This window comes from Hwanghaeella grinnelliae, assembly GCF_004005845.1.
GTDB lineage: Bacteria > Pseudomonadota > Alphaproteobacteria > UBA8366 > Aestuariispiraceae > Hwanghaeella > Hwanghaeella grinnelliae.
This window is the reverse complement of record NZ_SADE01000002.1, coordinates 946,260-972,745: the sequence shown is the minus strand read 5'-3', so window position 1 is coordinate 972,745 and position 26,486 is coordinate 946,260. Positions and strand designations below refer to the sequence as shown.

At 59.0% G+C, this 26,486-nt stretch carries 29 protein-coding genes; 15 read left to right on the top strand and 14 right to left on the bottom strand.

Annotation, left to right across the window (positions count from 1 at the left end; translation table 11 throughout):
* Window positions 1–155 precede the first annotated feature (155 nt).
* Both EOI86_RS15250 and EOI86_RS15245 read right to left on the bottom strand, forming a co-directional pair.
* Window positions 156–2,678 carry an ABC transporter permease gene (locus tag EOI86_RS15250; RefSeq protein ID WP_127766020.1) on the bottom strand — a complete coding sequence of 841 codons (2,523 nt, stop codon included), beginning with the start codon at window positions 2,676–2,678 and terminating at the stop codon, window positions 156–158.
* 20 nt (window positions 2,679–2,698) lie between these two features.
* A complete protein-coding gene (locus EOI86_RS15245) occupies window positions 2,699–3,448 on the bottom strand; it encodes an ABC transporter ATP-binding protein (RefSeq protein ID WP_127766019.1) in 750 nt (249 codons plus the stop codon).
* Window positions 3,449–3,470: 22 nt separating this feature from the next.
* Here EOI86_RS15245 and EOI86_RS15240 point away from each other — a divergent pair, with 22 nt between their 5' ends.
* From EOI86_RS15240 to thpR, 4 genes are all read left to right on the top strand, one after another.
* Window positions 3,471–4,187 (top strand): arylesterase, encoded by a 717-nt coding sequence (locus EOI86_RS15240; protein ID WP_240035685.1) that lies wholly within the window; start codon window positions 3,471–3,473, stop codon window positions 4,185–4,187.
* A 79-nt stretch (window positions 4,188–4,266) separates the two neighbouring features.
* Window positions 4,267–5,421, top strand: coding sequence for an FIST signal transduction protein (locus EOI86_RS15235; RefSeq protein ID WP_127766017.1), 1,155 nt, complete (start codon window positions 4,267–4,269; stop codon window positions 5,419–5,421).
* A 164-nt stretch (window positions 5,422–5,585) separates the two neighbouring features.
* Entirely contained in the window at window positions 5,586–6,644 is a 1,059-nt protein-coding gene (locus tag EOI86_RS15230; protein ID WP_127766016.1) for an aldo/keto reductase, read from the top strand.
* Between the two features lie 129 nt (window positions 6,645–6,773).
* On the top strand, window positions 6,774–7,322 hold the full coding sequence (thpR, locus tag EOI86_RS15225) for an RNA 2',3'-cyclic phosphodiesterase (protein WP_161973850.1): 549 nt from the start codon (window positions 6,774–6,776) through the stop codon (window positions 7,320–7,322).
* Between the two features lie 36 nt (window positions 7,323–7,358).
* Here thpR and EOI86_RS15220 read toward each other — a convergent pair whose 3' ends face one another.
* Both EOI86_RS15220 and EOI86_RS15215 read right to left on the bottom strand, forming a co-directional pair.
* The gene (locus tag EOI86_RS15220; RefSeq protein WP_161973849.1) at window positions 7,359–8,168 is read right to left on the bottom strand and encodes a fructosamine kinase family protein; all 810 of its coding nucleotides are present in this window, start codon (window positions 8,166–8,168) and stop codon (window positions 7,359–7,361) included.
* Between the two features lie 47 nt (window positions 8,169–8,215).
* A complete protein-coding gene (locus EOI86_RS15215; RefSeq protein WP_127766013.1) occupies window positions 8,216–8,686 on the bottom strand; it encodes a low molecular weight protein-tyrosine-phosphatase in 471 nt (156 codons plus the stop codon).
* A 162-nt stretch (window positions 8,687–8,848) separates the two neighbouring features.
* Here EOI86_RS15215 and cobB point away from each other — a divergent pair, with 162 nt between their 5' ends.
* From cobB to EOI86_RS15200, 3 genes are all read left to right on the top strand, one after another.
* Window positions 8,849–9,580: a Sir2 family NAD+-dependent deacetylase gene (cobB, locus tag EOI86_RS15210; RefSeq protein WP_127766012.1), complete on the top strand. Its 732-nt coding sequence runs from the start codon at window positions 8,849–8,851 to the stop codon at window positions 9,578–9,580.
* A 141-nt stretch (window positions 9,581–9,721) separates the two neighbouring features.
* Window positions 9,722–10,315: a uracil-DNA glycosylase family protein gene (locus tag EOI86_RS15205; protein WP_127766011.1), complete on the top strand. Its 594-nt coding sequence runs from the start codon at window positions 9,722–9,724 to the stop codon at window positions 10,313–10,315.
* Between the two features lie 206 nt (window positions 10,316–10,521).
* A complete protein-coding gene (locus tag EOI86_RS15200) occupies window positions 10,522–11,172 on the top strand; it encodes an OmpW/AlkL family protein (protein ID WP_127766010.1) in 651 nt (216 codons plus the stop codon).
* Window positions 11,173–11,191: 19 nt separating this feature from the next.
* Here EOI86_RS15200 and EOI86_RS15195 read toward each other — a convergent pair whose 3' ends face one another.
* The 7 genes from EOI86_RS15195 to EOI86_RS15165 all read right to left on the bottom strand — a co-directional run bounded on the left by EOI86_RS15195 (window position 11,192) and on the right by EOI86_RS15165 (window position 15,583).
* Entirely contained in the window at window positions 11,192–11,869 is a 678-nt protein-coding gene (locus EOI86_RS15195) for a 4Fe-4S dicluster domain-containing protein (protein WP_127766009.1), read from the bottom strand.
* A 16-nt stretch (window positions 11,870–11,885) separates the two neighbouring features.
* Complete coding sequence (locus EOI86_RS15190; RefSeq protein WP_127766008.1) at window positions 11,886–12,314, bottom strand: cupin domain-containing protein; 429 nt, start codon at window positions 12,312–12,314, stop codon at window positions 11,886–11,888.
* Window positions 12,315–12,326: 12 nt separating this feature from the next.
* A complete protein-coding gene (locus tag EOI86_RS15185; protein ID WP_127766007.1) occupies window positions 12,327–12,923 on the bottom strand; it encodes a glutathione S-transferase in 597 nt (198 codons plus the stop codon).
* Window positions 12,924–13,042: 119 nt separating this feature from the next.
* Window positions 13,043–13,810, bottom strand: a complete 768-nt coding sequence (gene gloB / locus EOI86_RS15180) for a hydroxyacylglutathione hydrolase (protein WP_205032211.1) — start codon at window positions 13,808–13,810, stop codon at window positions 13,043–13,045.
* A gap of 35 nt (window positions 13,811–13,845) precedes the next feature.
* Complete coding sequence (locus EOI86_RS15175; RefSeq protein WP_161973848.1) at window positions 13,846–14,313, bottom strand: DUF2059 domain-containing protein; 468 nt, start codon at window positions 14,311–14,313, stop codon at window positions 13,846–13,848.
* 170 nt (window positions 14,314–14,483) lie between these two features.
* Entirely contained in the window at window positions 14,484–15,206 is a 723-nt protein-coding gene (locus tag EOI86_RS15170; RefSeq protein ID WP_127766005.1) for a class I SAM-dependent methyltransferase, read from the bottom strand.
* Window positions 15,207–15,271: 65 nt separating this feature from the next.
* A complete protein-coding gene (locus EOI86_RS15165; RefSeq protein ID WP_127766004.1) occupies window positions 15,272–15,583 on the bottom strand; it encodes a hypothetical protein in 312 nt (103 codons plus the stop codon).
* Between the two features lie 356 nt (window positions 15,584–15,939).
* Between EOI86_RS15165 and EOI86_RS15160 the strand changes: the two genes are divergently transcribed.
* The 3 genes from EOI86_RS15160 to EOI86_RS15150 all read left to right on the top strand — a co-directional run bounded on the left by EOI86_RS15160 (window position 15,940) and on the right by EOI86_RS15150 (window position 18,416).
* A complete protein-coding gene (locus EOI86_RS15160) occupies window positions 15,940–16,578 on the top strand; it encodes a methyltransferase domain-containing protein (RefSeq protein WP_161973847.1) in 639 nt (212 codons plus the stop codon).
* A gap of 121 nt (window positions 16,579–16,699) precedes the next feature.
* The gene (locus EOI86_RS15155) at window positions 16,700–17,320 is read left to right on the top strand and encodes a glutathione S-transferase family protein (RefSeq protein ID WP_127766002.1); all 621 of its coding nucleotides are present in this window, start codon (window positions 16,700–16,702) and stop codon (window positions 17,318–17,320) included.
* 112 nt (window positions 17,321–17,432) lie between these two features.
* Entirely contained in the window at window positions 17,433–18,416 is a 984-nt protein-coding gene (locus EOI86_RS15150; RefSeq protein WP_161973846.1) for a TauD/TfdA family dioxygenase, read from the top strand.
* Between the two features lie 105 nt (window positions 18,417–18,521).
* Here EOI86_RS15150 and EOI86_RS15145 read toward each other — a convergent pair whose 3' ends face one another.
* Window positions 18,522–19,511 (bottom strand): MBL fold metallo-hydrolase, encoded by a 990-nt coding sequence (locus EOI86_RS15145; RefSeq protein ID WP_240035684.1) that lies wholly within the window; start codon window positions 19,509–19,511, stop codon window positions 18,522–18,524.
* A 251-nt stretch (window positions 19,512–19,762) separates the two neighbouring features.
* Here EOI86_RS15145 and EOI86_RS15140 point away from each other — a divergent pair, with 251 nt between their 5' ends.
* Window positions 19,763–20,353, top strand: a complete 591-nt coding sequence (locus EOI86_RS15140) for a PAS domain-containing protein (protein WP_127766000.1) — start codon at window positions 19,763–19,765, stop codon at window positions 20,351–20,353.
* A 52-nt stretch (window positions 20,354–20,405) separates the two neighbouring features.
* On the opposite strand, the gene EOI86_RS15135 is transcribed toward EOI86_RS15140, so the two are convergent.
* The gene (locus tag EOI86_RS15135) at window positions 20,406–21,638 is read right to left on the bottom strand and encodes an MFS transporter (protein ID WP_193555791.1); all 1,233 of its coding nucleotides are present in this window, start codon (window positions 21,636–21,638) and stop codon (window positions 20,406–20,408) included.
* Between the two features lie 187 nt (window positions 21,639–21,825).
* On the opposite strand from EOI86_RS15135, the gene EOI86_RS15130 reads away from it, so the two are divergent.
* A complete protein-coding gene (locus tag EOI86_RS15130) occupies window positions 21,826–22,314 on the top strand; it encodes a MarR family winged helix-turn-helix transcriptional regulator (protein ID WP_127765999.1) in 489 nt (162 codons plus the stop codon).
* 12 nt (window positions 22,315–22,326) lie between these two features.
* On the opposite strand, the gene EOI86_RS15125 is transcribed toward EOI86_RS15130, so the two are convergent.
* A complete protein-coding gene (locus EOI86_RS15125; RefSeq protein WP_127765998.1) occupies window positions 22,327–22,611 on the bottom strand; it encodes a BolA family protein in 285 nt (94 codons plus the stop codon).
* A gap of 190 nt (window positions 22,612–22,801) precedes the next feature.
* Here EOI86_RS15125 and EOI86_RS15120 point away from each other — a divergent pair, with 190 nt between their 5' ends.
* The 3 genes from EOI86_RS15120 to cobT all read left to right on the top strand — a co-directional run bounded on the left by EOI86_RS15120 (window position 22,802) and on the right by cobT (window position 26,418).
* The gene (locus EOI86_RS15120; protein ID WP_205032210.1) at window positions 22,802–23,368 is read left to right on the top strand and encodes a J domain-containing protein; all 567 of its coding nucleotides are present in this window, start codon (window positions 22,802–22,804) and stop codon (window positions 23,366–23,368) included.
* Window positions 23,369–23,456: 88 nt separating this feature from the next.
* A complete protein-coding gene (gene cobS, locus EOI86_RS15115) occupies window positions 23,457–24,458 on the top strand; it encodes a cobaltochelatase subunit CobS (protein ID WP_127765996.1) in 1,002 nt (333 codons plus the stop codon).
* Window positions 24,459–24,528: 70 nt separating this feature from the next.
* A complete protein-coding gene (gene cobT / locus EOI86_RS15110; protein ID WP_127765995.1) occupies window positions 24,529–26,418 on the top strand; it encodes a cobaltochelatase subunit CobT in 1,890 nt (629 codons plus the stop codon).
* Window positions 26,419–26,486 lie beyond the last annotated feature (68 nt).

Here is a 26,486-nt window from a genome sequence, read left to right as displayed (position 1 = left end):
TTCGGGCATCTTTCGTAAGCGCACCATACGCCCGCTCATCCCCGAATTCGGTTTTCCGTACAGATATTGGCATGAAGCGTTACAATTTCAATCCATTACGCAGCTTTTCATAAGCAAAATACGGTGCATTCGCAGTTCTACGGCTGACTCCCGGCTCAATCGTTCCGGAGAAGCGGCGCTGCCTTGCGACCCAGCGCCACCCAGGTTCCCGCCAATCCGACCGCCAGGGTGATCGCAATGGAGAGCAAAATCGTGGAAACCATGGCCCAGGGCACGAAAATCCAGTCCGCGCGCATCACCCAGGTGATCACGCCATAGGCGGCAACCGACCCGACTATTCCGGCAATCACCGCCGTGATCAGCCCCATCAGCCCGTATTCGATCAAGAAGGCGGTTGCGATATCGCGCCGCGTTGCCCCCAGGACCTTCAACACGACCGAGTCGTAAACCCGCCGCGCATGCCCCGCCGCGATCGCGCCGGAAAGCACCAGCACGCCGGCCACGATGGCGATGGCGGCAATGGCCCGCACGGCGACGGCCAGATTGCCGACGATTTCGTCCACGCTTTCCAGAACTTCCTTCATTCTGACGGCGGAAACATTCGGGAAGCGGTCCGTCACGGCCGCCTCTAAAGCGGGCTCCTGATCATCGTCCAGATAGGCGGTTGCCAGATAGGTTTGCGGCGCGCTTTCCAGAATGCCGGGCGAAAACACCATGACAAAGTTGATGCCCAGATTGGTCCAATCGATATGCCGCAGATTGGCGATCTTGGCCTCGAATTCCCGACCAAGAAGGTTAATCGTGATCGAATCGCCGATATCCAGGCCGAAGGCGATCGCCGCTTCGTCATCGAAGGAGACGAGCAACTCCCCATCGTAATCTTCCGGCCACCATTCCCCGCGCGTAATTTCGCTGTTCTTCGGCGGCGTCCGTGCCCAGGTGAAACCGCGGTCACCACGGAGAATCCAGGCTTCGTCAGGCGGCGCATCGATCTTGTCTGCCGGAACGCCCTTCATCCCGGTGATGCGACCCCGCAGCATCGGCACGCGGTCCATCTGGGTGACCGTCGGGAAGCCGCTGACCAGATCGTCGAATTCCTCGATCTGGTTTGGCTGGATATCGATGAAGAAGAAACCCGGCGCTTCGCCGCGCAAGGTATTATTTAATTGATTGGCCAGATTACCTTCGATCAACGCCACGGTCGCCATCACCGTGAGCCCCAACCCAAGGGAGACAATGACACTGGCGGTCGGTGCCCCCGGCCGGTGCAGATTGGCAAGCGCCAAGCGGAGTTTCGCCCCGCGCGGCCGCGGCAGCGCCTTGGCCAGCCGCATCACAGCCCAGGCCGCCAGTCTGAATGCCACCAAACTGCCGACCGCGCCGAGCACGAAGACGATCGCAATGACCGGCCGTTGGGCGGTCACCACGGCGATTCCGGCCAGCAACAGTCCCGCGCCGGCCAGTATCGCCAGGATGCGCGGGGACGGCCGCGCGGTCACGGGCGTCAAAAGGTTACGGAACAGGGTCGCAGCCGGAACCGATTGCGCCTGCGCCAGCGGCAGCAGCGCGAAAATCAGGGTCACCAGCAAGCCGAAAACAGCAGCCATCAACAACGGTTGAGGATAGAAGCCGATCCTGGCCGCCACCGGCAAGCGCCCTTCCAACAACGGCCCGACGGCCATCGGTGCGAAAGCCCCAATCGCCAAGCCGATAACGATCCCCACCACAGCAAGGGACATCACCTGTATCAGATAGGTCGTAAAGATAAGGCGGCTGGGCGCGCCGAGGCATTTCAACGTGGCGATCGTCCCGGTGCGGGACCCCAGAAAGGCCCGGACCGCGTTGCCCACGCCAACGCCGCCCACCAATAACGCGGTCAGCCCCACCAAAGTCAGAAACAGACTAACTTGATCGACAAAGCGTTGGATGTTCGGCGCTGCGTTATCGACGGCCCGAATCCGCCAGCCGGCGTCGGGGAAGCTTGCCTTCACTCGTTCGATCCAGGTTTCCGCGTCGACGCCGACAGGCACGTCCACCCGGTAATGATAGCGGATCAAACTGCCCGGCTGAATCAGCCCGGTCGCCTCCATCGCCTTCATGGAAATAACGACAGGCGGCCCAAGTTCGAAACCCTGGCTGCCGCGATCCGGCACCGCGGTCAGTTCCGCGGTCACCTGCAAGGTTGCCTCGCCGATCTTGAACCGGTCGCCGGTCGCAAGGTCCAAGCGCGTCATCAGGCGCGGGGATACCGCAGCCCCGAAGACATTCGGCTCCACCGGCGCGAGGGATGCGGCAAGCTGTTCGCCGCCGGCCAGTTCGGCCTTCCCATACAGCGGATAGGCTGAATCGACGGCCTTCAATTCGATAAGCCGCCGCGAGGCGCCGTCTGCCCGCACCGCCATGGCGCGCATGCGCACCATTTCCGAGAGCCTGTCGCTGTTCCGGCCAAGCCAGGCGAACTGCTCTTCGGTCGCGCGGATATGGGTCAGGCGCAGGTCGACTTCCCCACCCAACAGCACTTTCGCATCTTGGCGCAAACCTTCGACAATTGCCGTCGATACGGAACCGACACCGGCAATGGCGGCCACCCCCATGGCGAGGCAGGCAAGGAAAATCCGGAACCCTTTCAAGCCGACGCGCATTTCCCGTCGGGCATAGGTAAGAGCGAGTGAGAACATGTCGGGGCCTTTCCGGCGTCCTATTCCGCGGCTTGGCGCGCTGTTTCGCCGGAGGTCGTATCCTCCTCGATCACCCCGTCGCCCATCCTGACGACACGGCGGCAGCGTTTCGCCAAGGCCGGGTCATGGGTGATCAGCATCAAAGTCGTGTCCTGGTGATCCGACATTTGAAACATCAGATCGATCACCTGTTGCCCGGTGCCGGCATCGAGATTGCCCGTCGGCTCATCGGCCAAGATCAGTTTCGGCTCCGCGGCGAACGCGCGAGCAAGCGCAACGCGCTGCTGTTCACCACCCGAAAGCTGACCCGGATAGTGTGACAGTCGATGGCCAAGACCGACCTGCTCCAGAAGGGCGCGGGCCCGGTCGAATGCGTCCCGCCGCCCCGCCAGTTCCAGCGGGATCGCTACATTCTCGACCGCGTTCATGGTGGGGACGAGATGGAAGCTCTGAAACACAATGCCAAGATTGTCCCGCCGGAACAGAGCCAATTGATCCTCGCCAAGCTTCATGAAGTCCTTGCCGCCGATCATCACCTGGCCGCCCGTTGCCCGCTCCAGACCAGCAATGACCATCAGCATGGAGGTCTTTCCAGACCCGGACGGTCCCACGATGCTGACCGTTTCGCCCGCGCCAACGGTCAAATCGAGGCCGCGCAGGATGTTGACCTCACCGGCTTCCGACCCAAGTGTAAGGCGCAGGTCCTTGAGCGCGATGATCGGATCGCGGGACTGGGCCGTCGTCGGGTTACTGGAATCGGGTGGGTTCATGGCAACTTTCCGGAGCGTTGGGGTGAAACTTTCAAAAAAGTCCGGATGCGGGTCGTTTCGGCACCGCAACACGGACCATAAGCGATATGGCGGTATCTTCGGCCAGTTCAACCGGTTTGCCGCGGTTTTCCTGTTCCTTGCCAGTCTTTTAGCCGGTCCGCAGGTAACTTCGGCCAGCGAGGAGCCGGTTATTCTGGCCTTCGGCGATAGTCTGACCGCCGGATACGGCTTGCCGCAGAATGATAGTTTTCCGGCCCAGCTCTCACGTGCCTTGGCCTCGGCGGGTCATCCCGCCAAGGTAATCAATGCCGGCGTTTCCGGCGATACTAGCGCCGGCGGCGCCAACCGGATCGACTGGGCGTTGGCCGACGAGCCTGACCTCGTGATTCTTGAACTGGGGGCAAATGACGGTTTGCGCGGTTTCGAGCCGGCCCAGACACGGAAGAACCTGGATATCATTTTGGAAAAATCCTTTACCTCCGGCGCGAAGGTACTGTTTACCGGGATGCTGGCGCCGCGGAACCTTGGCAATGACTATGCTGCGGAATTCGATGCGGTCTTTCCCGATATGGCGGAAAAATACCCAAATGCCGTCTTCTATCCGTTCTTCCTGGAAGGCGTGGCCGCCGATCCGAAACTGAACCAGGATGACGGCATTCACCCGAACGCCGAAGGGGTCGCCGTCATCGTCGAACGGATCATGCCCTTCGTGTTGAAAGCGCTTGGGAAAGACGCTTGATGCCGGCGATATTGGTCAAAGCTGAAATCCCCGATAAACAATACTGGAAAGATCGCTGTGTAGGGCTAGTTTACCTGCCATGACCGACGAAGCCCCGCAAACCTGTCCCGGTACCTTTCTCTACGGCGTGGGGAAACACGATGATTGGCGCAACGCGCTGGCCGATATCATCATCCAATTGGGTCCCATCGAATCGCAACACCGGTTGGGCGTCATCTACCTGACAGAACATTTTCAAAAAGACCTCGCGGATATCGAGGTCTTTTTGCGTCAAACGACCGGCGTCCCCCATTGGGTGGGTGCCGTAGGGTATGGGATTTGCGCCGGCCGGACCGAAGTATTCGGCGAACCGGGCGCCGCCGTGCTGTTGTTGCCGATCCCGGAAGATGCCTTTCGCGTTTTCAACGTGAAAGATGGCTGCGGCGATTGCGTCGATTCCGTGATCGCCGCAAATAGCGACTGGATCGATGCAGCGATGCTGCCGTTGATTCTGACCCATGGCGATCCGACCATGGGCGATCTTCCCAATCACCTAAAATGCCTGGCCCAAAAAAGCGGCGGATACCTTTTCGGCGGCCTCAATGCGATGCCGGGCGCTTGCGCCCAGATCGCCGACGGTGTCGCCCGGAAGTTAAGCGGTGTCATGCTCTCCCCCTCGAAGGTGGCGATGCAGACCGGTTTGAGCCAGGGATGCTGCCCGATCGGCGAATGCCATCGCGTGACCGCGGCGGAAGGGCACGTCATCTTTTCGCTCGACGGCGAACCGGCCCTGGAAGTTTTGAAGCGCGATGTCGGGCCGGATCTGGCAAACGACCTTCAACAGATTTCGGGACACATCTTCACCGCCTTGCCGGTTCGGGGGTCCGACACCGGCGACTATCTGGTCCGTAATCTGATCGGCATCGATTTGAACCATGAGATCATCGCCATCGGCGAGGCGGTAAATGCCGGCGACGACCTGATCTTCTGCAAGCGGGACCCGCAGAGCGCCGTCGAGGATATGGAGCGAATGCTGCTGGACCTGAAACGCCGGGCCGGTGGCAAAGCAATCCGCGGCGGCATTTATATTTCCTGCGCCGCTCGCGGCCCGAATCAGTTTTCCCGCAAGAATACCGAAATGGACTTGATCGAACGCCATCTGGGCAGTTTCCCGATCGTTGGCTTTTTCGCGAATGGTGAAATCAACAGCGACCGCCTTTACGGCTATACCGGCGTGTTGGCGGTCTTCCTGTAGGAAACCGCGTTCCCTAACCAAATTCACCCAGCCCGACCACACGGTCCAAGACCAACCCAATCGCAAAAGTTTGATGTTTATTCGCGCGTGGTTATCATTCGCGACTTTTCATACCTTTCAAATCTGTCCTCGACCCATTCCCAAACGCTATAGGAATCTAATCCATGGAAATGCGCCCCCTCGGCACAACAGACCTTTCCGTCAGTAAAATCTGCCTCGGCACCATGACCTGGGGTAAGCAGAATACCGAGGCCGAAGGCCACGACCAGATGGACTATGCGCTGGACCATGGCGTGAATTTCTGGGACACGGCGGAAATGTATTCCACACCGGTGACTGAAGAGACCTTCGGACGCACGGAAGAAATCATCGGCACCTGGTTTGCCAAAACCGGCAGGCGCAAGGATGTGATCCTGGCCACCAAGGTGATCGGCCGCACGACACGCTTCCCCTGGGTCCGCCCCCACATTCACAAGGACGAAGCGCGCTTGGACAGGCAGTCGATCCTGGAAGCCTGCGATGACAGCCTGAAACGCCTGCAAACCGATTACATCGACCTCTACCAATTGCATTGGCCGGAACGGAAGACCAACACATTCGGCGCTCTCGATTACGAGCACGATCCCGAAGACGACCCGATCCCGTTGGAGGAAACCCTTTCGGCACTGGCCGAATTGGTGAAGGCCGGCAAGGTCCGGCATATCGGTGTTTCCAATGAAACGCCCTGGGGCGTGATGGAAATGTTGAAGCTGCATGAGACCAAAGGCCTGCCCCGCATTCAATCGGTGCAAAACGTCTACAACCTGCTGCTTCGGAATTATGAAGTCGGCATGGCCGAAGTTTCGATCCGGGAAAAATGCGGCTTGCTGCCTTACTCGCCACTGGCCATGGGCGCGTTGAGCGGCAAGTACCTGGACGGTGCGCGGCCCGAAGGCGCACGGCTTACGCTGTTCCCCGATTACTTCCCGCGTTACCTGAAACCGCGTGCCTTGGAAACCGCCGGCAAATATGTGGCCATCGCCAAGAAACACGGATTGGACCCGACGGAAATGGCACTCGCATTCGTCAACGACCGGCCCTTCGTCACCTCGAACATCATCGGCGCCACCTCGGTCGAGCAATTGGCGTCCTGCATCCGCTCGGCCGACCTGATGCTTTCCGACGAGGTCATGGAAGAAATCGGCGCCATTCATCGCGACACGCCGGTGCCCACATCCGAATAAGAGAACCCAGCAATCCATGTATGTATCGGTCCCGGTCGACGCCTATCGTCCGGGACCGTTTTTTTTACTATGCGGGGAAATGAATCGGGGTAGGCTCACTTTCATAGTCCCATGACGCGGGAGGATAAAATGATCCGCCTGTTCGTTGCGTTACCATTGCCGCACTCCGTTCGCGAAACACTCTCGCGGCTTGGCAATGGTGTTCCCGGCGCCCGATGGCTTCCCCCTGAAAATTATCATCTGACCCTGCGCTTCGTCGGCAATGTCGATGAACACGTCGCCGATGACGTTCATGACGCTTTGCTGCGGATCCAGGCGGATGCTTTCGAGGTGAACTTGAAAGGCATCAGTTGGTTCGGCACCAAGAAGAAACCGAGCTCCATCGTCGCCTGCGCCGAAAAAACGGACGGGTTGCTGCATCTTCAGCGCAAGATCGAATCCGCCTGTGTCCGCGTCGGCCTGGAACCGGAAGTCCGAAAATTCATGCCACATGTGACGCTCGCCCGGCTCAAAGGCGCCAGTGTCGACTATGTGGAACACTATTGCGCGGAGCGTTCCTGGTTGAATGTCCCTGCCTTCCCCGCGGATGAGTTCGTTCTGTATTCCAGCTTCCTTTCCCAATCTGGTGCAATATATACACCGGAGGCCGATTACCCTTTGCGGGAACTGGTCTGGTAGAAGACGGCAACTAAGCGGAACCAGGCCAGCGCAAACTCAGCCGGTGAATCTTTGCACAATTCGGGAAACCGAATTGGCGTATCCTCCGCCGAACAAGGCCGTGTGCACCAGAAGCGGGTAGAGGTTAAAAAGGTCGCGGCGCGTATCCAGGAAACCCGCATAGTCGAACGGGCGAATTTCACGATAGGCGTCGAAGAAATCCTCCCCGAACGTTCCGAACAGAGTTGAGAAGGCAAGGTCCATTTCCGCATCGCCGTGATAGGTCGCCGGGTCGATGAAGCCGGTTATGCGCCCGCCGGAAGCCAATACGTTACCGGTCCACAAATCGCCGTGCAGCAGTGAGGGATGTTCCGGTTCGCCGATCAAGGACTCGAGGCGGCCGGCCAATGTTTCCAACGCCGCATAGCCGGCCGCGCTCAACCCGCCGCGCTCCATCGCCACGCGCCCCATGAACAGAAGGCGATGATCCCGATAAAACGGAACCCATTTGTCGGCGGGTGGATTGGGTTGGTGCAGCGGGCCGATGCGGGTGTCCTCATCATAGCCGTAAAAGTCACGGGGCGCGGCATGCAGGGTCGCGATATAACGGGCGGCATCCCGCTGCGCGGTGGCGTCCAACCCGCCGTCATTCGGCAGGTGTTCCATGACGAGCAAATCGGGATCGACCAGGTCCAGACGCGGCACCGGCAACCCACCGCCCTTTTCACCCAGCGCCTGTAACGACCGGCCTTCGATATCCAGCCGATCACTTTCCCGCCCGGCTTTCACGACAACGGCGCGCCCATCCGCAAGGTCGACCCGAAGCACTTCCGCCAGGCACCCGCCCGCAAGCGGCGTCAGGCGCACGGCAGGCGACCCGGACGCTCTTTCACATCGGGATTTCTGGTCCGGCGTCACCGCACCGCAGGCTTCACCTTTTCAAGCCAAGCCTCGCAGGCGGGCTCGATCAGGCCGAAAGTGAACTCGTAATCTTCGATGCCGCCGTAATACGGGTCCGGCACCTCTGTCCGTTCGTCCTGGTCCATGACCGCCAGAAACAACCGGATCTTGTCCTTTGTTCCCTCCGGGGCATGAGCGATCAGGTGCTTGTAATGTCCCTCGTCCATCGCCAGCAGAAGGTCGAAATCTATATAGTCCGAGGCCTGCAGCGGACGTGCCCGGACACCAGAGAAATCGATGCCGTATTTGCGCATAGTGGTCTGCGCGTGCGGGCTTGGCTGCTCACCCGTATGCCAATCTGTCGTCCCAGCGGAATCGACCGTGATCGCATCCCCCAACCCGGCCTTGACTACCTTGTCCCGAAACACGGCTTCCGCCGTCGGCGAACGGCAGATATTCCCGGTGCAAACGAACAGAACCTGCATCGATTTCCTCCCGCGGCATGGATTCCGAATGTCATATAGAACGAAACACTGGTACGGCGCGACATGGCCTTTGCCAAGCCGGAACCAACCGCTACCATGCAGTTAAGGGGGTCCCCGACCCATCAATCAAAGAAGCCGCCGGGGGCTGTTGGAGGATACGCAATGTCAATTCCGGACCGTCCTGTGCCGATTGTCATTCTGACAGGGGCAGGCATCTCGAAAGAATCGGGCCTGGACACATTCCGGGACGCCGACGGGATCTGGTCCAAAGTCCGGATCGAGGATGTTGCGACGCCTGAGGCTTTCCACCGCGATCCGGAAACGGTCTTCGAATTCTACAACCACCGCCGGGCCGGTTTACTCGATCCCGCGATCCAGCCGAACGCGGCCCACAAGGCCTTGGCGCGTTTGCAGGAATCCTGGCCGGAAGACGTGATGCTGGTGACTCAAAACATCGATAATTTGCACGAACGCGGCGGATCGAAGGACGTCGTGCACATGCATGGCGAATTGTTGAAGGCGCGGTGTGAGGCCTGCGGCAATGTCGCTGAATGGCATGAGGATCTGACAATCGACACCCCGTGTTTCATCTGCGGATCGGTCGGGACGAAGCGGCCGCATGTGGTGTGGTTCGGCGAAATGCCGTTGCATATGGATAAGATCGAATGGGCGCTGACCCATTGCGGCTTGTTCGTTTCCATCGGGACCAGCGGCAATGTTTATCCCGCGGCCGGTTTCGTCAGCATGGCCCGTTTGCGCGGACAGGCCCACACGGTCGAACTGAACCTGGAACCGTCTGAAGGGTCTTCGCTGTTTCACGAATGCCGCCACGGGCCGGCGACCGAAATCGTACCCGCCTTCGTTGACGAACTGCTGATGCGAAACGCGGCCTGACCCTTTCGAGAATACGTGGAACGTCGAACGATCCCAAATTCGTGACACTTTGTAATATGCTTCCAGGCCGCAGCTGTTGCTATAAATTCTAACTGTCACCACCTGGTCATCGTTTTTGGGCTTAGGATTTGGCCTCCTTTCATGACGTTAACGGATTTAGAAACTTGCTTGGCGAAAGTTCGAGCCTGCCGGACCTGCGAAGCGGACCTGCCGCTGGGACCGCGTCCCGTCGTGCGGATCGCGCCTGGCGCACGGTTGCTGATTATCGGTCAAGCGCCCGGCACCAAGGTACATGAAAGCGGCATACCTTGGAACGACGCATCCGGCGACCGCCTGCGCGATTGGTTGAATATCGACCACGACGTTTTCTACGATCCCTCTAAAGTCGCGATCATGCCGATGGGGTTTTGCTATCCCGGGCGTGACCCGAAAGGCGGCGACCTGCCGCCGCGGCCGGAATGCGCACCGCAATGGCACGACACGTTGCTGAATTTCCTGCCCGGTATCGAATTGACGATACTTGTCGGCAGCTACGCGCAAAAACGGTACCTCGCGGAAACCAAATCGCGGACCATGACCGACACGGTCCGTGACTTCCGGAAACATCTTGAAACGGGCTACCTGCCGACGCCGCATCCCAGTTGGCGCACCACCGCCTGGCAAAAAAAGAATCCCTGGTTCGACACCGATCTTCTGCCGGTTCTGAGGGAACGCGCGGCTTTACTTGTTGCTTGACGGCAACACAGTCGGACCTGATGGAAAACCGATACGCACTTTCCGACAAAAAACTGATCTAGATCAAGGAACCCTTCCTTCTGTCGGGTCTTTTGTGCCGCAGCGGGCTGAACACCACCTCCATGTAGGGGGTGGCGCATTTCCTGATCGGCCCGCAGGCGGCGGCGAAAGCCGGACCGTCAGGTCATTTTTGTGGGAGAGGTCGAATGAATCTCTTGAAAATTGCAGTTGGGTCGGCACTCGTAGCGGCCACCTTGATGTCGAGCGCGGCTATGGCCGAAGGATTCAAAACCAAGGAAGCCGGTGATATCCTGATCCGCGCCCGTGGGATCGGTGTGGTACCGGATGAAAGCAGCTCGATCAGCGTGATCGGCGGCGAAGCCGAGGCCAGCAACGAATACGTCCCCGAACTGGACATCAGCTATTTCATCACCGACAACATCGCGCTGGAATTGATCGCGGCGACAACAGATCATGATGTGAATGTCAAAGGCTCCGCGCTCGGCGCCGATGTCGATCTGGCGGATGTCAGCCTTCTGCCGCCGACCCTGACGGTCCAGTACCACTTCCTGCCGAAGAACCGCTTCAGCCCCTATCTTGGCGCAGGTTTGAATTATACCTTCTTCTATGACGAAAAAGCGGCCGGCGGTGCGGTCAGCTCCGTCGATTTCGAGAACGGGATCGGGTACGCGCTTCAGGCCGGCCTCGACATTGCCATTGACGGCAATTGGTCTGCGAACCTCGACGTGAAGAAAGTCTTCCTGAACACCGACGTGAAAGTAAACGGCGGCGCGATCAACGCCGACGTGGACCTTGACCCATGGATCTTCGGCGTCGGTATCGGATATCGATTCTGATCATCCTGCGTCGCCTGCTCTAGCGGGCCCGCAGGAAAGCTTGCATGTGAAAAGCCGCCTGCCCCGGGTCGTAGACGAAATCATGACCCAGTGGGCAGGCTCGGCGCGCACGGCAGCCCATGCCCATGCAATCCGCCCCATCCTCTGTTCTTAAATGCGCCGCGCAAGCGGGAACGTCATAGCCATCGGTTTCGGAAAACGCGGCAACAGGACAGGCAGACAAGCACGGTTTTCCAAGGCAAGTGTCGCATGGATAACCCGCCGGCGATGCATCCGGCAGAGACATCGTTTCCCCGAAACAAAGCGCCGCGCGGTAGGCGTGCCACAAACCGTATTCGGGGTGGATGAGAATCCCCAGTGGCGACGACTGCAATCCTTCCGCCCGTTTAGCCCAGCGTTGAAAAGGGTGGTATGGCGGGCCGCCGAAAGGATACAGAACCGTCGCGCCGAAACGATCGCCGATCGGATCCATCACGCGTTGCGTCCAGGCATCCATCGCGTCCGCCTCATCGCGGAGGTCCCCGCCACTGCGTCGCCATAGGCCCGGCCCCGCATTGCCGACCAGCAACATGGTCGCAGTTCCCGCCGGCGCACCGTCGTCCGGTTCGGCCTGAAACCCACCCCTTAGAATCAACCCCAGCGGGACCAAGCGGTCGATCAGGTCCTGCAGAAATGAATCCTCGGCGCTATCTGACATGGCGGTCGACAGCCGCCTACCCGGCGGCAGGCTCCCATCCGGGCGACGCCATTTCAAACCCCGCGAAGTCGAAGGCCGGCGCAACGGTACACCCCACCAGGGTCCACTCACCCGTCGTTTCCGCGGATTGCCACCAGCCTGTCGGAACGACCGCCTGCGGGCGCTCCTCCGCCGGCAAATTCATCCCAAGAATGTGGTTTTCAGCCGACCCTTCCGGCGCCGCTATCCGCAGGCGCAATGGCGCCCCTGCATGGAAATGCCAAATTTCCTCAGCATCCGTCACGCGATGCCAATGGGATCGTTCCCCGGTTTTCAGCAAGTAGTAGATAGAGGTGACCAGCCCCCGCCCGCCATCCGGCGCTGCATGGCGGAATACTTCCCGAAACCAGCCCCCTTCCGGGTGCGGTTGCAGGTCAAGTTGCCGGATAACGTCGTCAGCGGTCATCAGCCATACACCTTAAGCCGGAGGCGTGGCCTTCATGGACGGACGCTCGGAAAACGCCGCATACCATGCGCTCAACCCTGGACGGCCATCACGCCAAGCATTCTCCGGAAACCGGAAATCGAGATAGGCCAAGCCAACCCCCAGCGCCACGGTGCCCAGATTTACCTTCCCGTCGATTTCAGAAATCCGTCGTTCCGCCTCGTCGCAGGCACTCTTGATCGTCGCGCGCATCCGGTCGGAATAGAAATCCGCCTGCTTGTCCAATCCCCGCATCACATCCGCACGCAGGGACAGGGCGGCGTCCGTCATGCCTTGGGCTAAGGCGTGCAGGTTTTCGACCGGCCAGCGCGCATCGCCTTCGGGGATCATTTTCGGGCCGTCATGCAAGCTGTCCAGATAGGCGCAAATGACGGTGGAGTCATAAACCGCCTGGCCATCATCATTGATCAGCGTCGGAATCTTGCCCAAGGGATTGTCGGACCGGATACGGTCGGTTTCTTCCCAAACCTTGATCGGCATAAGCTCGATCCGGTCCACAAGACCGGTTTCATGCGCCAGGACCATTACCTTGCGCGTATAGGGCGATGCCGGATTGTGATACAGCTTCATGGTCGTTCCCTGTTCCCCAGTTGTTTCCGGCCTGCGAAATGCGCGACCGGGTTACACCCTCATACCGCGCGCCGGTTTTTACGGGAAACCAAAAACCATCCGATCAGGAAACAAGTGGCCTAAAAACTGTCTTTCCTGGCGCGTACCTCCGCGAAGACCGTGACAGGATCGCGACCTGCCAAACCGACATTCGCGGCGAGCACAGGATTGTCCGCCCGCAGGAAGGGATTGGTCGTCTTCTCCTCACCCAGCAGCGAGGGGACCGTCGGCTCGTTGCGCGACCGCGCCGCATCGATCTGTTTGGAACGCTCGACCAGGGCCTGATTCCCCTTATCGACCGACAAGGCGAAACGCGCATTAGCTTGGGTATATTCGTGAGCACAGAAGACACGTGTTTCATCCGGCAGGTCGCGCAGTTTGGAAAGAGATGTCCAGAACTGCTCGGGGTTGCCTTCGAACATCCGCCCGCAGCCCAGCGCAAACAACGTATCACCACAGAACAGGGCGTTGGAGGCACCAAACCAGAAGGCAATATGGCCGCGCGTGTGGCCCGGAACGTCAAAGACGGTCGCGGCCTCATCACCGAATTGGTAACTGTCGCCATCGCCGACCTGGACGTCGATTCCGGGAATCCGATCCGCATCCGCCCGCGGCCCAACGATCGTGCAGCCGGTCGCCGATTTGATCTTCTTGTTCCCGCCGACATGATCGCCGTGATGATGCGTGTTCAGGATATGGGTGATTGTCCAGCCCAGCCTGTCGGCTTCTTCCATCACCGGTTCGGGCACCGCGGGGTCGACCACCGCGACGGCCCCAGAGGACGGCTCACGAACCAGATAGACGTAGTTGTCGTTAAGGACTGGAATTTGGCGGATATCCAACATCATGTGCCTCTTGATCGACTTCTATGAATTCAGGCGAACTATTGGGCGACGGCCGACTCGACCGCTGCTTGAAGCTGCGGATTAATGCTTTGCAGCCATTGCTGGGCCGCCCTACCGGCCGCTTGGCTGAACAAGGGAAGCTTCTGTGCAAATCCCTGACCGGCAGGCGATGAGAAGAAGGCATTCGCCGCACGGACTTCCTCTTCAGTCAGAAGCTGCTGGTATTCAGCGATGACCGCGTTTTCATAGCTGCCGATATTGTCCGTCACCACTTGATGGATCGAAGCCGCCACATTTTGCAGCACACTGTCCGGAACCGCAGGATTTTGCGACCGCAACTGTCGGGCGGCCTGCCCGGTGATGTTCGCCGTGATCGGTTCGATTGCGCGCCGGAAATCCGTCAGGCGGAGGTATTCCCGGATTGACGCTTCACTGGCCGGCTCCGCCTGGGCAGCGGCGAAGGGCAAGGCCAACAGCAAAATGGCTAGGGCGAAAACACGTTTCATAATGAGATATCTCCAATTCTTTTTGGCTGATTCAAACGGCCGCGTCGCTGCGCGCGGGCACGGTAACATAAGCGAACCGGCGGAAACCATGGCGGATTCCTGTTTTTTCGATCTGGGGACTGCGCCTGACAGAGTCGTGATGTCGCAACGGCAAATTTTCGCGACTAGCGTTAGCGGCGCGCCAGCACTTGGAGTCCACCGCCAAAGGCGAGTTTATGACTGACCGACGAAAACCCGATCCCTCGCAAAAACTGCTCTATATTCCGTTTGTTGAAGTAGAGCTTGTGATCCGGCGCACCCAGGTTTCGGTTCACCTTGCCGCCACTCATATATTCGTTGATCGAGGGCGTTGTCAGATACAACACCCCGCCCGGCTTCAAAAGATCGAACAATTGCCGGGCGAAATGAACAACATCCACCGTGTGTTCGATGACTTCGGAGCAATAGACACCGTCGAAAACGCCTTGTTGCTCGAATTCCTCAAGCGCACAGGTGTGGAAGGAAAGGTGTGGGAAGCGCCGTCGGGCACTATCGGCCAAAACCGGATTGATCTCCAATCCAACTGCGTCGAGCCCCAATGCGGATGCTGCCTCGACAAAAAATCCTACATTGCTGCCCACATCCATCACCCGCTTGCCGGTCTTCATGTGGCGACGTAGATACGCGGCACGGCGATGCGACCGTCGACGTTTGCTGTCTTCCTTCTTGGTATAGCCGTCGATGTAGCTGGCACCGATTTCAGGCGATTGTATTTCCTTGGCCTCGTCCAATTTTGGCATCGTCCGCAATTGAACATAACCACTGTCCCGGAACCTCACCCATTCGAAACCGTCTTGTTCGCAGAGCGATTCCCAATCGGACTTACCGGTGATCGGGCAGATCGGATCCGTCATGCGAAAACCTCAGGATAGTAGCAAAGATTGGCAGGTCGGATCGGTCACGACCCGCAAGCGTTCGCTTAACGCCTTAGAAGGTCATCCGCAAGATAGACGAGCGCGATAACAAAGGCGCACAGGTTTGCGCCAACAAGCACAAGTCCGGAAACTTCCCCGTTCCGGATCAACTGCCAGGAGTAAAGGACGGTCAGAATCAGGCAAACAGAGAGAATTAACAGAATCAGGGCTGGCTTTCGGCGCATGGCTATGCGCGCGAACCGCATAAGCGAGCCGCTTTTCTCGGCACGCGCCTTGTTCCCGCCGTCCGACCCGGACTCCAGCCGCTTACCGTCATGACCGTGTCCACTATTGTGATCTATTGACCGTGCCGTCATTCAGATCGATCCAGTTCCCTGTTCAGACGCCTGCCCGCCGCGCCATCCTGCTCGACTTGCCAATGGCTTAAAGTCGAGAAGTAATCTTCATTGCTTCGGGAAACAATAACGCGGATCATTTCTGGAAAACAGCCGCCATTAGTTAGAATTTGCGATAATATCATACCGCACCTATTTCAGACGCGATCGGGGCAACCGGGATCCCATCCGCGCATACGGCAGAAAAAGGCCAATCCATGTGGACTGATGTCATTGATTTAAATGCTTTTTACCGAAGCAGGATGGGTGGCCGCGCACGACACCTTATTGAGCGTCAGATCCGGATATTGTGGCCAAGCGTTCAGGGCGAGGTCGTCATGGGTTTGGGGTACGCAACCCCTTTTCTGGAAGATTTCAAGGGTGAGGCCGACCGGGTTCTTGCTGTTATGCCGGCCTATCAAGGGGTGACCCATTGGCCCCCAGGGCGGGCCGGGCTGGTCGCCTTGTCCGAAGAGACGCAGCTTCCCTTCCCGGATCTGTCAGTCGACCGTTTGTTGTTGGTTCACACCTTGGAAAACACCGAGCGGATGCGCGACACACTCCGCGAGTGCTGGCGAGTGCTGAACGGGATCGGTCGAATGATCATCGTCGTTCCATCACGTCGCGGCCTGTGGTCACGGAACGAACGTACGCCCTTCGGGCACGGGAAACCGTTTTCCAGCGCCCAATTGCAGCGCTTGCTAAGAGATACGCAATTTGAGCCGGGCGACATACGCCGCGCACTCTATATGCCGCCGATCCGGAGCCGAACCTGGATGCCATTGTCTTTGCCCGTCGAGCGCATCGGCGCGCGAACATTGCCTCGGCTTGGCGGCGTTATCCTGATTGAGGCGAGCAAACAGGTTTATGCCGCAAACCCTGCCCGCCCCGTAACGCGCCGCCGGCTTGTCGTGCTTCCAGGCGCCGTCGGGACGGCAGCGGCAAACCGTGTGCGCTGGACACGAAAATCTGAATAGGCGGACGCAGTCCCGAGTAGACTGAAAGGACGAATGCGCCAACTATCCGCTGGCCCTGTACCGGACCCGTCCGGATCCAGGCGGCCGAGGTCTTCGCGGGGATAATTCAAGGGAGAGCAAAATGCTGACGGTGTGGGGACGTCCCAATTCGATCAATGTTCAAATTGTAATGTGGACCGCGGCCGAATTGGGCCTTGAAGTAGACAGGAAAGATGTTGGTGGGCCATTCGGCGGTTTGGACACGCCTGAATACCTGGCGATGAACCCGAACGGGCGGATTCCGACCCTACAGGATGGCGACCTGACGATTTGGGAATCCAATGCCTGTGCCCGATATCTCGCCGCCAAGTACGGCGCTGGATCGCTTTGGCCGGAAGATCCCGCCGATCGGGCAAAAGCGGATATGTGGATGGACTGGAAGAAGACCAGCCTGGCCGGTCCGATGACCACTGTCTTTTGGGGATTGGTGCGCACACCTGAAGCCGAGCGGGACATGGCTGCCATCGGTGCGGCGGCACAAACCTCACAGGCTCTTTACGCGATGCTGGACAAATGGCTTGCCGGCAAAGACTTCGTGCTGGGCGACAGTCTTACGATCGGTGACATTCCGGCCGGCGCCATGGCCTATCGCTTCATGGAGCTGGTCAAAGACCGGCCCAGCATGCCGAACCTGGAAGCTTGGTACGGCCGGCTTACCAGCCGCCAAGCCTATCGCGACCATGTCATGCTGCCGATTACCTGATAGCAGCTTGTCCAATCCGATATTGTGAAACGAACCGCGGCTGCTCTACCCTGCGAGGATGGCGATAGATAACCTGCGCTATTTTGAAGATTTGTGTAAAGATGAGGATCACATGCAGAGCACGCCGCTTCTAGACGGAAAAGCCATCCCGGTCGTCCCCGCGATCAGCGCAATCGGCGATCGTTCCGCCACGGCGGCACGGGATTGGGCCCACACGCATGCATCCGAGATCGATGCCCTGACCGGTCAAGCCGGTGTTGTCTTGATCCGAGGCTTTGAGATCGTCACGCCGGAAGATTTCCGTAATTTCTGCCATGCCATTCGGCCGGACCTTCGGAACTATAAGGGCGGCGATTCCCCGCGCACCGGCGTCGCCGACCAAGTTTATACCTCAACGGAATATCCCGCTCATCTGGAGGTGCTGCTTCATAACGAGTTATCCTATGCCGGGTGGTCGCCGGACCGCGTCTTCTTCGGATGCCTATTGCCGGCGCTGACCGGGGGCGAAACACAAATCGCGGATGGCCGGAGAATCTATGAAACCCTGCCGCAGGACATACGGAGCCGCTTTGAAAATCGAGGTATTACCTACCTTCAGCATTTATGGGACGCCGACGGCGAAACCGGAATTGGCAAGAGCTGGCAGGAAACTTTCGAGACCGCTGACCGGCATGCGGTTGAACGGTATTTGACCGATTCCGGAATGGAATTCGAATGGACGTCTTTTGGGTTGAGAACGCGCGCCACGCACGACGCCGTTTTGGAACATCCGGTGACCGGGGAAAAGTGTTGGCACAATCAGGCGGACCAATGGCATCGCGGGTTTGACAGCGTGAAGGTTTCATTTGGCGCCAAGGAAGACCCGCGCTTCAATCCTGAAACATCCGGCGAGGCAAGCCTGGGCAATCATGTGGTCTATGGAGACGGCAGCGAAATCGACATTGCCGACCTGCAATGTATCCGCGACGTCTCAAAACAATGTGAGGTCCTGTTCCCGTGGCAGGCGGGCGACGTCATGGTCATCGACAATATCCTGGCAATGCATGGGCGCAAACCATTCACCGGCCCTCGCCGCGTCATCGTCGCGATGGCCTAGGCTGCGCTCTGCCGGTCATTGTCATCCGGAAACGAAAAATCCGGTGGAGGTTTTTTCCTCACCGGATTTTCCGTTTCAATTCCGAATACGATTGCGCTTACAAGATCAGCACCCCGTGACGCATGCCCCGTCACCATCGAACTCCATAGTTCTACCGCTAAGTGGTAAATGGGCTGGAACCGTTACCGCCTTCATGAACTGATCGGTTCGACTGCCCGCGACGACGGCGCCGCCTTCCGTCGCCTGCTCATTCGCATGGCTCGGGATGACGGAAGCCGGCTTGATCAAGTCATTGACCACAAAGGCTGCTTCGGTCGGGCCGGTCGTGTAGGTGTCGCCGATATTCATAACGACAAGTTCCGCGCCATATTGGTCGCCGACAACTGTCTTTTGCTCAGCCGTCACACCCGTATCGCCCGAAAGATAAGCGACAAGGCCGTTGCTGAATGTCAGCACGTAACCTGTCGGCGGGCCGGCATAGGCGGTTAGACCGGCACCGTTTAGAAGGTCACCCAACGTACCCCCGATCATACCTCCGGCAATGCCGTTCGAATGGACCGCCGGGACAGTAGTGATCGTGACCCCACCGATCTTGCGGGATGCGCCAAAACGGACAAGCTGTGATTTCTTCGGATCACCACCCAAGCTCTTCAGCTTTCCAGCGAAGAACTTCGGCATTTCGCTGCCTGTCACAATCGCCGCGTCCTTCGCCAAGGCGATATTGACCGTGTTGGTGTCGGGAAGCACCGCCGTGGAGACATCGGGTTTGTTGCATGCGCCGGTTCCGGTACCCGGGATGTGGCGGTCGCCCACATGGTCGCCATGCATGTGGCTGACCAGCAAGGCATCGACCTTACCCAGCCGTGCGTCATCAGCGCCCGCCACGGTCCGGCCGGCATCGTAGAGAATGCGCGTACCATCAGGGTCTTCCAACAGCATGGCGCGGTCGAACAGACAAAATTCGCCATCGTGACTGCCAAGCGGTGTGACTTTGACTGTTTGCGCTTGCGCGGTCCCGGCCAGACACAGCCCTGCCATCGCGGCAGCGGCCAAGACGCTCGAAAAACCAGTTTTTCTCATAAAATTGCTATGCATGGCTTTATCTCCCAGTCCGTAAACGCCGATGGCCGTGAGATAGGCCTGGACGCTGAATCGACATAGGTTGATACCGCCCTCAGGCAAGGCGCAGACGACCGGCATACCACCACTATAGTCGTTTTTCGCCTTTCACTAATCATTAACCAATCGGTTCATAAGATCGACCCGTGCTCGTCGGCGCTTGGCGCTGCTGAGCACAAAAATGATGGAGGAATTCTTTCTTGCTAGGCTATCGGGAGGCGGCAGCGGTGGCATTGGACCCAACAGGGGACCCGACCGGCGGCATGGACGTCTTGGACGACGATAAGCTGCTGCTGGCTGCTACTTATTGGAGCCTCATTCGCGGCGACCGTGAGTTCCCGCTTCGCGCCGATTTGGACCCGGGCGCAATGCCACCGGGCATTCTTCCCTGGATTTGCCTGATAGAGGTTTCCGAAGACCGATATCGCTACCGCTTGGTCGGAACGGGCTTACGCGAATATGTCGGCCGGGACGTCACCGGCGATTTCGTCGAGAACCTGTCCAGTAACCAGGAATACAACGACTACCTTCGCGGCATGCTGGAAGACATCCGCAACCATGGTTCATGCATGTATTCCCAAGTGGCAACGCAGGCCGGCAACGATGTCCAAAAGACCAACCGTTTGGTCGCGCCCATGTCCAAAAAAGGCGATGCAATCGACATGTTCTTCTGTTGTCAGACCTTCGGCTCCCACACCAATTTCACACTGACATCCGCTTTAACCGCCGGATCCAATGACCAACCGGTGATGTTGAAGACATCGGCCCCACGAAAGGCGCTGTTCAAAGAATTGAGCCGCTTTCGCCTGGACATCTGATTCAGCCTCTCGATTAAAATCCGGCGCCTGATCCAGGGCAGTCGAAATCCGCTCAGTCCCCCGCAGTTGATGGTGCCCGCATGACCGGACGCTCGTCGATCGGCAGATGAACGACGGCGGCCATCAGACCCAAGGCGACACCGGCCCACCAGACCGCATCATAAGAACCGTATTTGTCGAACAGGTAGCCGCCCAGCCAAATGCCCAAGAAGCTACCCAGCTGATGGCCAAGGAACACGATCCCGAACAAGCTTGCCATGTACCGCACACCGAAGACCTGAGCGACAAGCCCCGAGGTTAGCGGCACCGTCGACAACCACAAAATCCCCATCGCCCCTGCAAACAGGAAGATCGTCAACTCGGTCTTCGGCGCGATCATCAAAAGAAAGATCGCAATGGCACGCAGGAAGTAAATGCCGCTGAGGCCGATCCGCTTGCTCCAACGCTGGCCGAACATCCCACTCATGAAAGATCCGGCGATATTGAACAGCCCGACCAGGGACAGTGCGAGCGCACCGATGCTGGGGTCCAGGCCCAATTCCTTAACGTATTTGGGAAAGTGAACGGCAATGAACGCGACATGAAACCCGCACACGAAAAATCCGATCGTCAGCAGAACAAACCCCCTGTGGTTCAAGGCTTCCTGCAGCGCCTGCCCCATGGTGAGGGTGTTCGACGTGTCCGTATTCACGCCTGGATTGTTCGGCAGAATGAAGGCGAGTGGCAGGACGACCATTGCGCAACCGGCCAGCAACAGCAGCGCATTCGACCAGCCGTAAATTTCGATGAAGGCTTGCCCCATGGGCGTGAAGACGACCTGCCCGAACGACCCCGCCGCGGTGCCAAGGCCGAGAATCAACGAGCGTTTCTCCGGGCCGACCACCTTCGCCATGGCGGCCATGACAAGGGCGAACCCGGTGAAGGCGACCCCGATACCGGTGAGGATCCCGCCGGTCAGATGCAGCATGAGGCTGCTTTCCGCGATCGTCATACCGTAGATTCCGGATGCATAGGCCAACGCCCCGAAGACGATGACCTTTACTGGGCCGAACCGGTCCGCCAAGGCGCCGGCCGCGAAGGCCCCTACCCCCCACAGCAGATTCTGGATCGCCATGGCCAGCGCGAAGGTTTCCGTATCCCATCCGCGCGCTTCGGTCATTGGGTCCAGGAACAGGCCGAAGGTGGAACGCACACCAAACCCCAAGACGGCGATGACACACCCGGCCACGATCACCATTGTGGGTGTCCGCCAGCCCATGCTGTCCGTTGCGTTGATTTCCGCCATCTGCGCATCCTCCGAAACCCGCCTGCTCCCCATCGATCGGGGCCAAGCTTGAAGTTACGTGTATATACACGTTACAATATTGCTAGCAAGACGGAACCGTGTTCCTGCGGGGAAATGGAATCTTATCCGCACGGGACTTAATGACACGATACGACCGATAGAGTCCGGTCAAAGCCAGGGCCAATTCATGCCGAAACCCGAGTCCACCCCATTGCCCGACCTTCTGCCCGGCCGCAATTCACCGGCCTGTACCGGCGCGCTGTTGAGGCGGGCGATGCGCCGGATGACGCAGATCTATGATGACGCCCTTCGGCCCTTCGACCTGAAATTGACGCAATATTCCCTTCTGGTGAACCTGATCAACCGGCCCGGCATCAGCATTACTGACCTGGCCGACTTGCTGGAGACCGACCGTACGACTTTGAGCCGCAATCTTGGGCCCCTGCAGAAACGCGGCCTGATCGCGACGGAGTCGGCCGCCTCCGGCCGCCGGCGCAAACTGACCGTGACGGACGAAGGCAAATCCTTGCTCCAGGCAGTCTTTCCAGCCTGGCGCGAGGCGGAAACCCGGGTAAGGGGAATCCTGGGGCCGAACGACACGACGGAACTGCATGACCTGCTTCAGGGGTTCCTGGCACAGACACGCGGGCACGATGCAGAGGGCGAAAGCCCGTGAAGGAAGACGCGGCTAAAGGTTCCGGCGTACCGCTTCCGCCGGGGTCAATGCCGTCAAGGCCAAGGCATGGACCGGCCCGTCCAGTTCTTCCGCCAGGACCGCATAAATCTTGCGTTGCCGTTCAACGCGGTTGACGCCGTCGAAGGCATCCGCTGCGACAAGCACCCGAAAGTGGGATTCGCCGGTTTGCGGGGACCCATGATGACCGTGATGCAGATGGGACTCGTTTTCCACATCCAGCCTTTCGGGTTGGAATGCCTCGGTCAATTTCCGGCGGATAGTGTCCTCAACGCTCACGATGATCTCCTGACGATTTACTGCAACCCGATTTCTTTCTCTGAATTATCTGCGCGCGCCTTGCCGATGGGTCAATGAACTCATTCCTTAAAATCGCATATCCCCCGAAAATACACTTTTGGCTTGGATCGCGCTTGCCCGTATTGGGACGCAAACCCATACTTAGACAATGAGGGAAACGGCAGACCATATGCGCAAGGAAACGGCGGACACGGGCGCCGGTATTCGGGTGTGCGATCACCCCGATTGCGCGCTTGGCGGCGAACATCGGGCGCCGAAATCCCCGCAGTCCTTGCGCGACTATTATTGGTTCTGTCTCAATCATGTACGCGAATACAACGCCGCCTGGAACTTCTGCGCCGGCATGAGCCAGGATGAAGTCGATTCCGCCATTCGGAACGATGTCGTCTGGGACCGCCCGACGTGGCCTTTAGGCATGATGGGTGCGCGCGACCTCAACGCCTCGCGCGGTTTCGACGACCCGTTGGGCGTTTTCAGCGCCGGCGCGGAAGCGGCCGAACGATATCGCCGCGAGCAGGCCCAGAAACAAGCAATGCGCGGACCGGACGGAAAGCACTACCGTCTGCTGCAACTGAAACCGCCGGTATCCTTGACCGCCCTTAAGGCGCGCTATAAGGAATTGGCGAAGCGTCTGCACCCGGACCTGAATGGGGGCGACAAGGACGCGGAAGAACGGCTGAAGGAAATCAACGCGGCTTATGCGGCCCTTAAGAAGGTCGCGATCCCAAACTCCTGACCGGAACTTCCCTTCCAATTGAGACTGAATGGAGAGAGCTGTTCGGCGCTCGGCGCCGACAGGTAAAAACAGAGCCGGGGCACCCCTGATGACCGCGAAAACGCACGAAAATGAACATGGCCACCCCTTAGACGCGCCGGATATCGATGTTTCCGTCCGCGACGTATTCGGCCTTGATATCGATATGAAAGTACCGGGCTTCTCCGAAAGGTCAGAGCATGTCCCCGATCTGGACCCGGACTACCTGTTCGACCATGACACAACCTTGGCCATCCTGGCCGGGTTCGCCTTCGACCGGCGCGTCATGGTTCAGGGTTACCACGGCACCGGTAAATCGACGCATATCGAACAAGTGGCCGCGCGCCTGAACTGGCCCTGCATCCGCGTCAACCTGGACAGCCATATCAGCCGTATCGACCTGGTCGGTAAGGACGCAATCGTCCTGCGCGACGGCGTTCAGGTCACCGAATTCCGCGAAGGCATCATTCCCTGGGCATTGCAGAGCCCGGTCGCGCTTTGCTTCGACGAGTACGACGCCGGCCGGCCGGACGTCATGTTCGTGATTCAGCGCATCCTGGAACGCGAGGGCAAATTGACCCTGCTGGACCAAAGCAAGGTGATCCGCCCGCACAAATATTTCCGCCTGTTCTCGACCGCCAACACGGTCGGCCTGGGCGATACGACAGGCCTGTATCATGGCACGCAGCAGATCAACCAGGGCCAGATGGACCGTTGGTCGCTGGTGACCACGTTGAACTATCTGCCGCATGACGAAGAAGTCGATATCGTCATTTCCAAGGTGAAGTCCTACAACACCAACGAAGGGCGCGAGAAAATGAACGCCATGGTGCAATTGGCGGATATGACCCGCAACGGCTTCATCAGTGGCGATATTTCCACGGTGATGAGCCCACGGACGGTGATCACCTGGGCGGAAAACGCTGAGATCTTCGGTGAACTCGGCTTTGCCTTCCGGTTGACCTTCCTGAACAAATGCGACGAGACGGAACGGCCCATCGTTGCTGAATATTACCAACGCTGCTTCGGCGAAGACCTGCCGGATTCGGCCCTGGCAGCACGGGTTGCCTAGTTTCCACCGGCCCTCACCGGGCCGGGCGGAAGTCTAAGGCAACGCGCCCAATCAGAAACAGACGGACCCGATGGCGGACCAGAACGACATTCTTGAAGAGTTCAAGCGCGCCAATGCGGCGGCCTTCCGGGCCATCGCGGAAGAAGGCGAGGTGGACGTCGTCTATGGAACGGACGCCGCGATGATGGCGGGCGACCGCGCCCGTCTTCCCGCCCCGTCCCGCGCGCTGAGCGACGAGGAAGTATCCCGTTGCCGCGGTGAAGCGGATACGCTTGCGGTACGCCAGCGTCATCATGACAACATGATGCATGCCCGCAACATGCCCGGCGGCGACGTTGCCCCGATGTTGTTCAACGCCCTGGAAGATGCCCGCGTTGAAGCTGTGGGCGGGCAGCATATGGCCGGCGTTCGTCGGAACATGGCGGCCGCGCTGGAAGAACATTATCATCGCCTGGGCTTCCATCGGGTGAACGACCGGACAGAAGCGGCGATGCCGGAAGTCGTCCGTCTGATGGCGCGGAAACATCTGACTGGAGAAGAGCCGCCGCCCTCGGCGCAGCGCGTTTACGAGTTGTGGGAACCCCATATCGAGCCGCAGATCGAATCCCTGCTCGACGAATTGAAGGGCAAGGTCGGCGATCAGCAGGCCTATGCGGACGTCGCCCGCCGCATGATCCAGATGATGGATATCGATATCGACCTGGACGATCAGGCCGAGGGCGGTGAGGAAACAGGCGAAGAATCCGAAAGCCAGGACGAAAGCCAGGTCCAGGGCGAGGATGACGGCGAAGGCAGCGGCGATCAGGAAAGTTCGGCTCAACAAAGCTCCGACGTCTCGGACATGGAAGGTGAAGGCGACGACTCCACCGAAATGATGGACGAGGATATGGACGGCGAAATGATGCCGGCCAGCGGCAGCGAAGAGCCCGGCGACATGGGCAAGCGCTGGCGGCCGGAACATGACCTGTCCAACGTGCCGAAAGAAGATTTCTACAGCGCTTTCACCACCGGGTACGACGAGATCGTATCGGCCGACGAGTTGTGCGATCCGGAGGAATTGACCCGGCTGCGCACCATGCTGGATCAACAGCTGACCCATTTGCAGGGCATCATCGGCAAGCTGGCCAACCGGCTGCAGCGCCGTTTGATGGCGCGGCAGCAAAGGTCCTGGCATTTCGATCTTGAAGAAGGGTTGCTGGATACCGGGCGCCTGTCCCGCGTGGTCACCAATCCGACGCACCCGTTGAGTTTCAAGCAGGAAAGCGAGACGGATTTCCGCGATACGGTCGTCACCCTGTTGATCGACAATTCCGGTTCCATGCGGGGCCGGCCGATTTCGATCGCGGCGATGAGTGCGGACATCCTGGCCCGCACGCTGGAACGCTGCGCGGTAAAGGTCGAGATTCTGGGCTTCACGACCCGTGCCTGGAAGGGCGGTCAATCCCGCGAAGCCTGGATCGCGGATGGCAAACCCGCCAATCCCGGCCGCCTGAACGATCTTCGACACATCATCTACAAAGGCGCGGATCTGCCCTATCGCCGGGGCCGCAAGAATCTCGGCCTGATGCTGCGAGAAGGCTTGCTGAAGGAAAATATCGACGGCGAGGCATTGCTCTGGGCGTATAACCGGCTGCTCGGCCGGCCGGAGGAACGCCGCATTCTGATGGTAATCTCAGACGGCGCGCCGGTTGACGACTCCACACTGTCGGTCAATCCCGGCAATTATCTGGAACGCCATCTGCGGGACGTCATCGAATATATCGAGACCCAATCCCCCGTTGAATTGGTCGCCATCGGCATCGGCCACGATGTGACGCGCTATTATCGGCGTGCTGTAACGATCGTGGATGTCGAACAGCTTGGCGGCACGATGATGGAGCAGCTCGCGGATCTTTTCGACGACGAGTCACAGATGCCGGCCGGCCGCAAAAAGGCAAAGGCACAACGGCGCGCCGGTTAGGCCGCGCGCCCCGTCTTCGTGTCAATCCAGCCAATTCTGGCTCTTTTCCTGTCGAAAGACCTGAACTT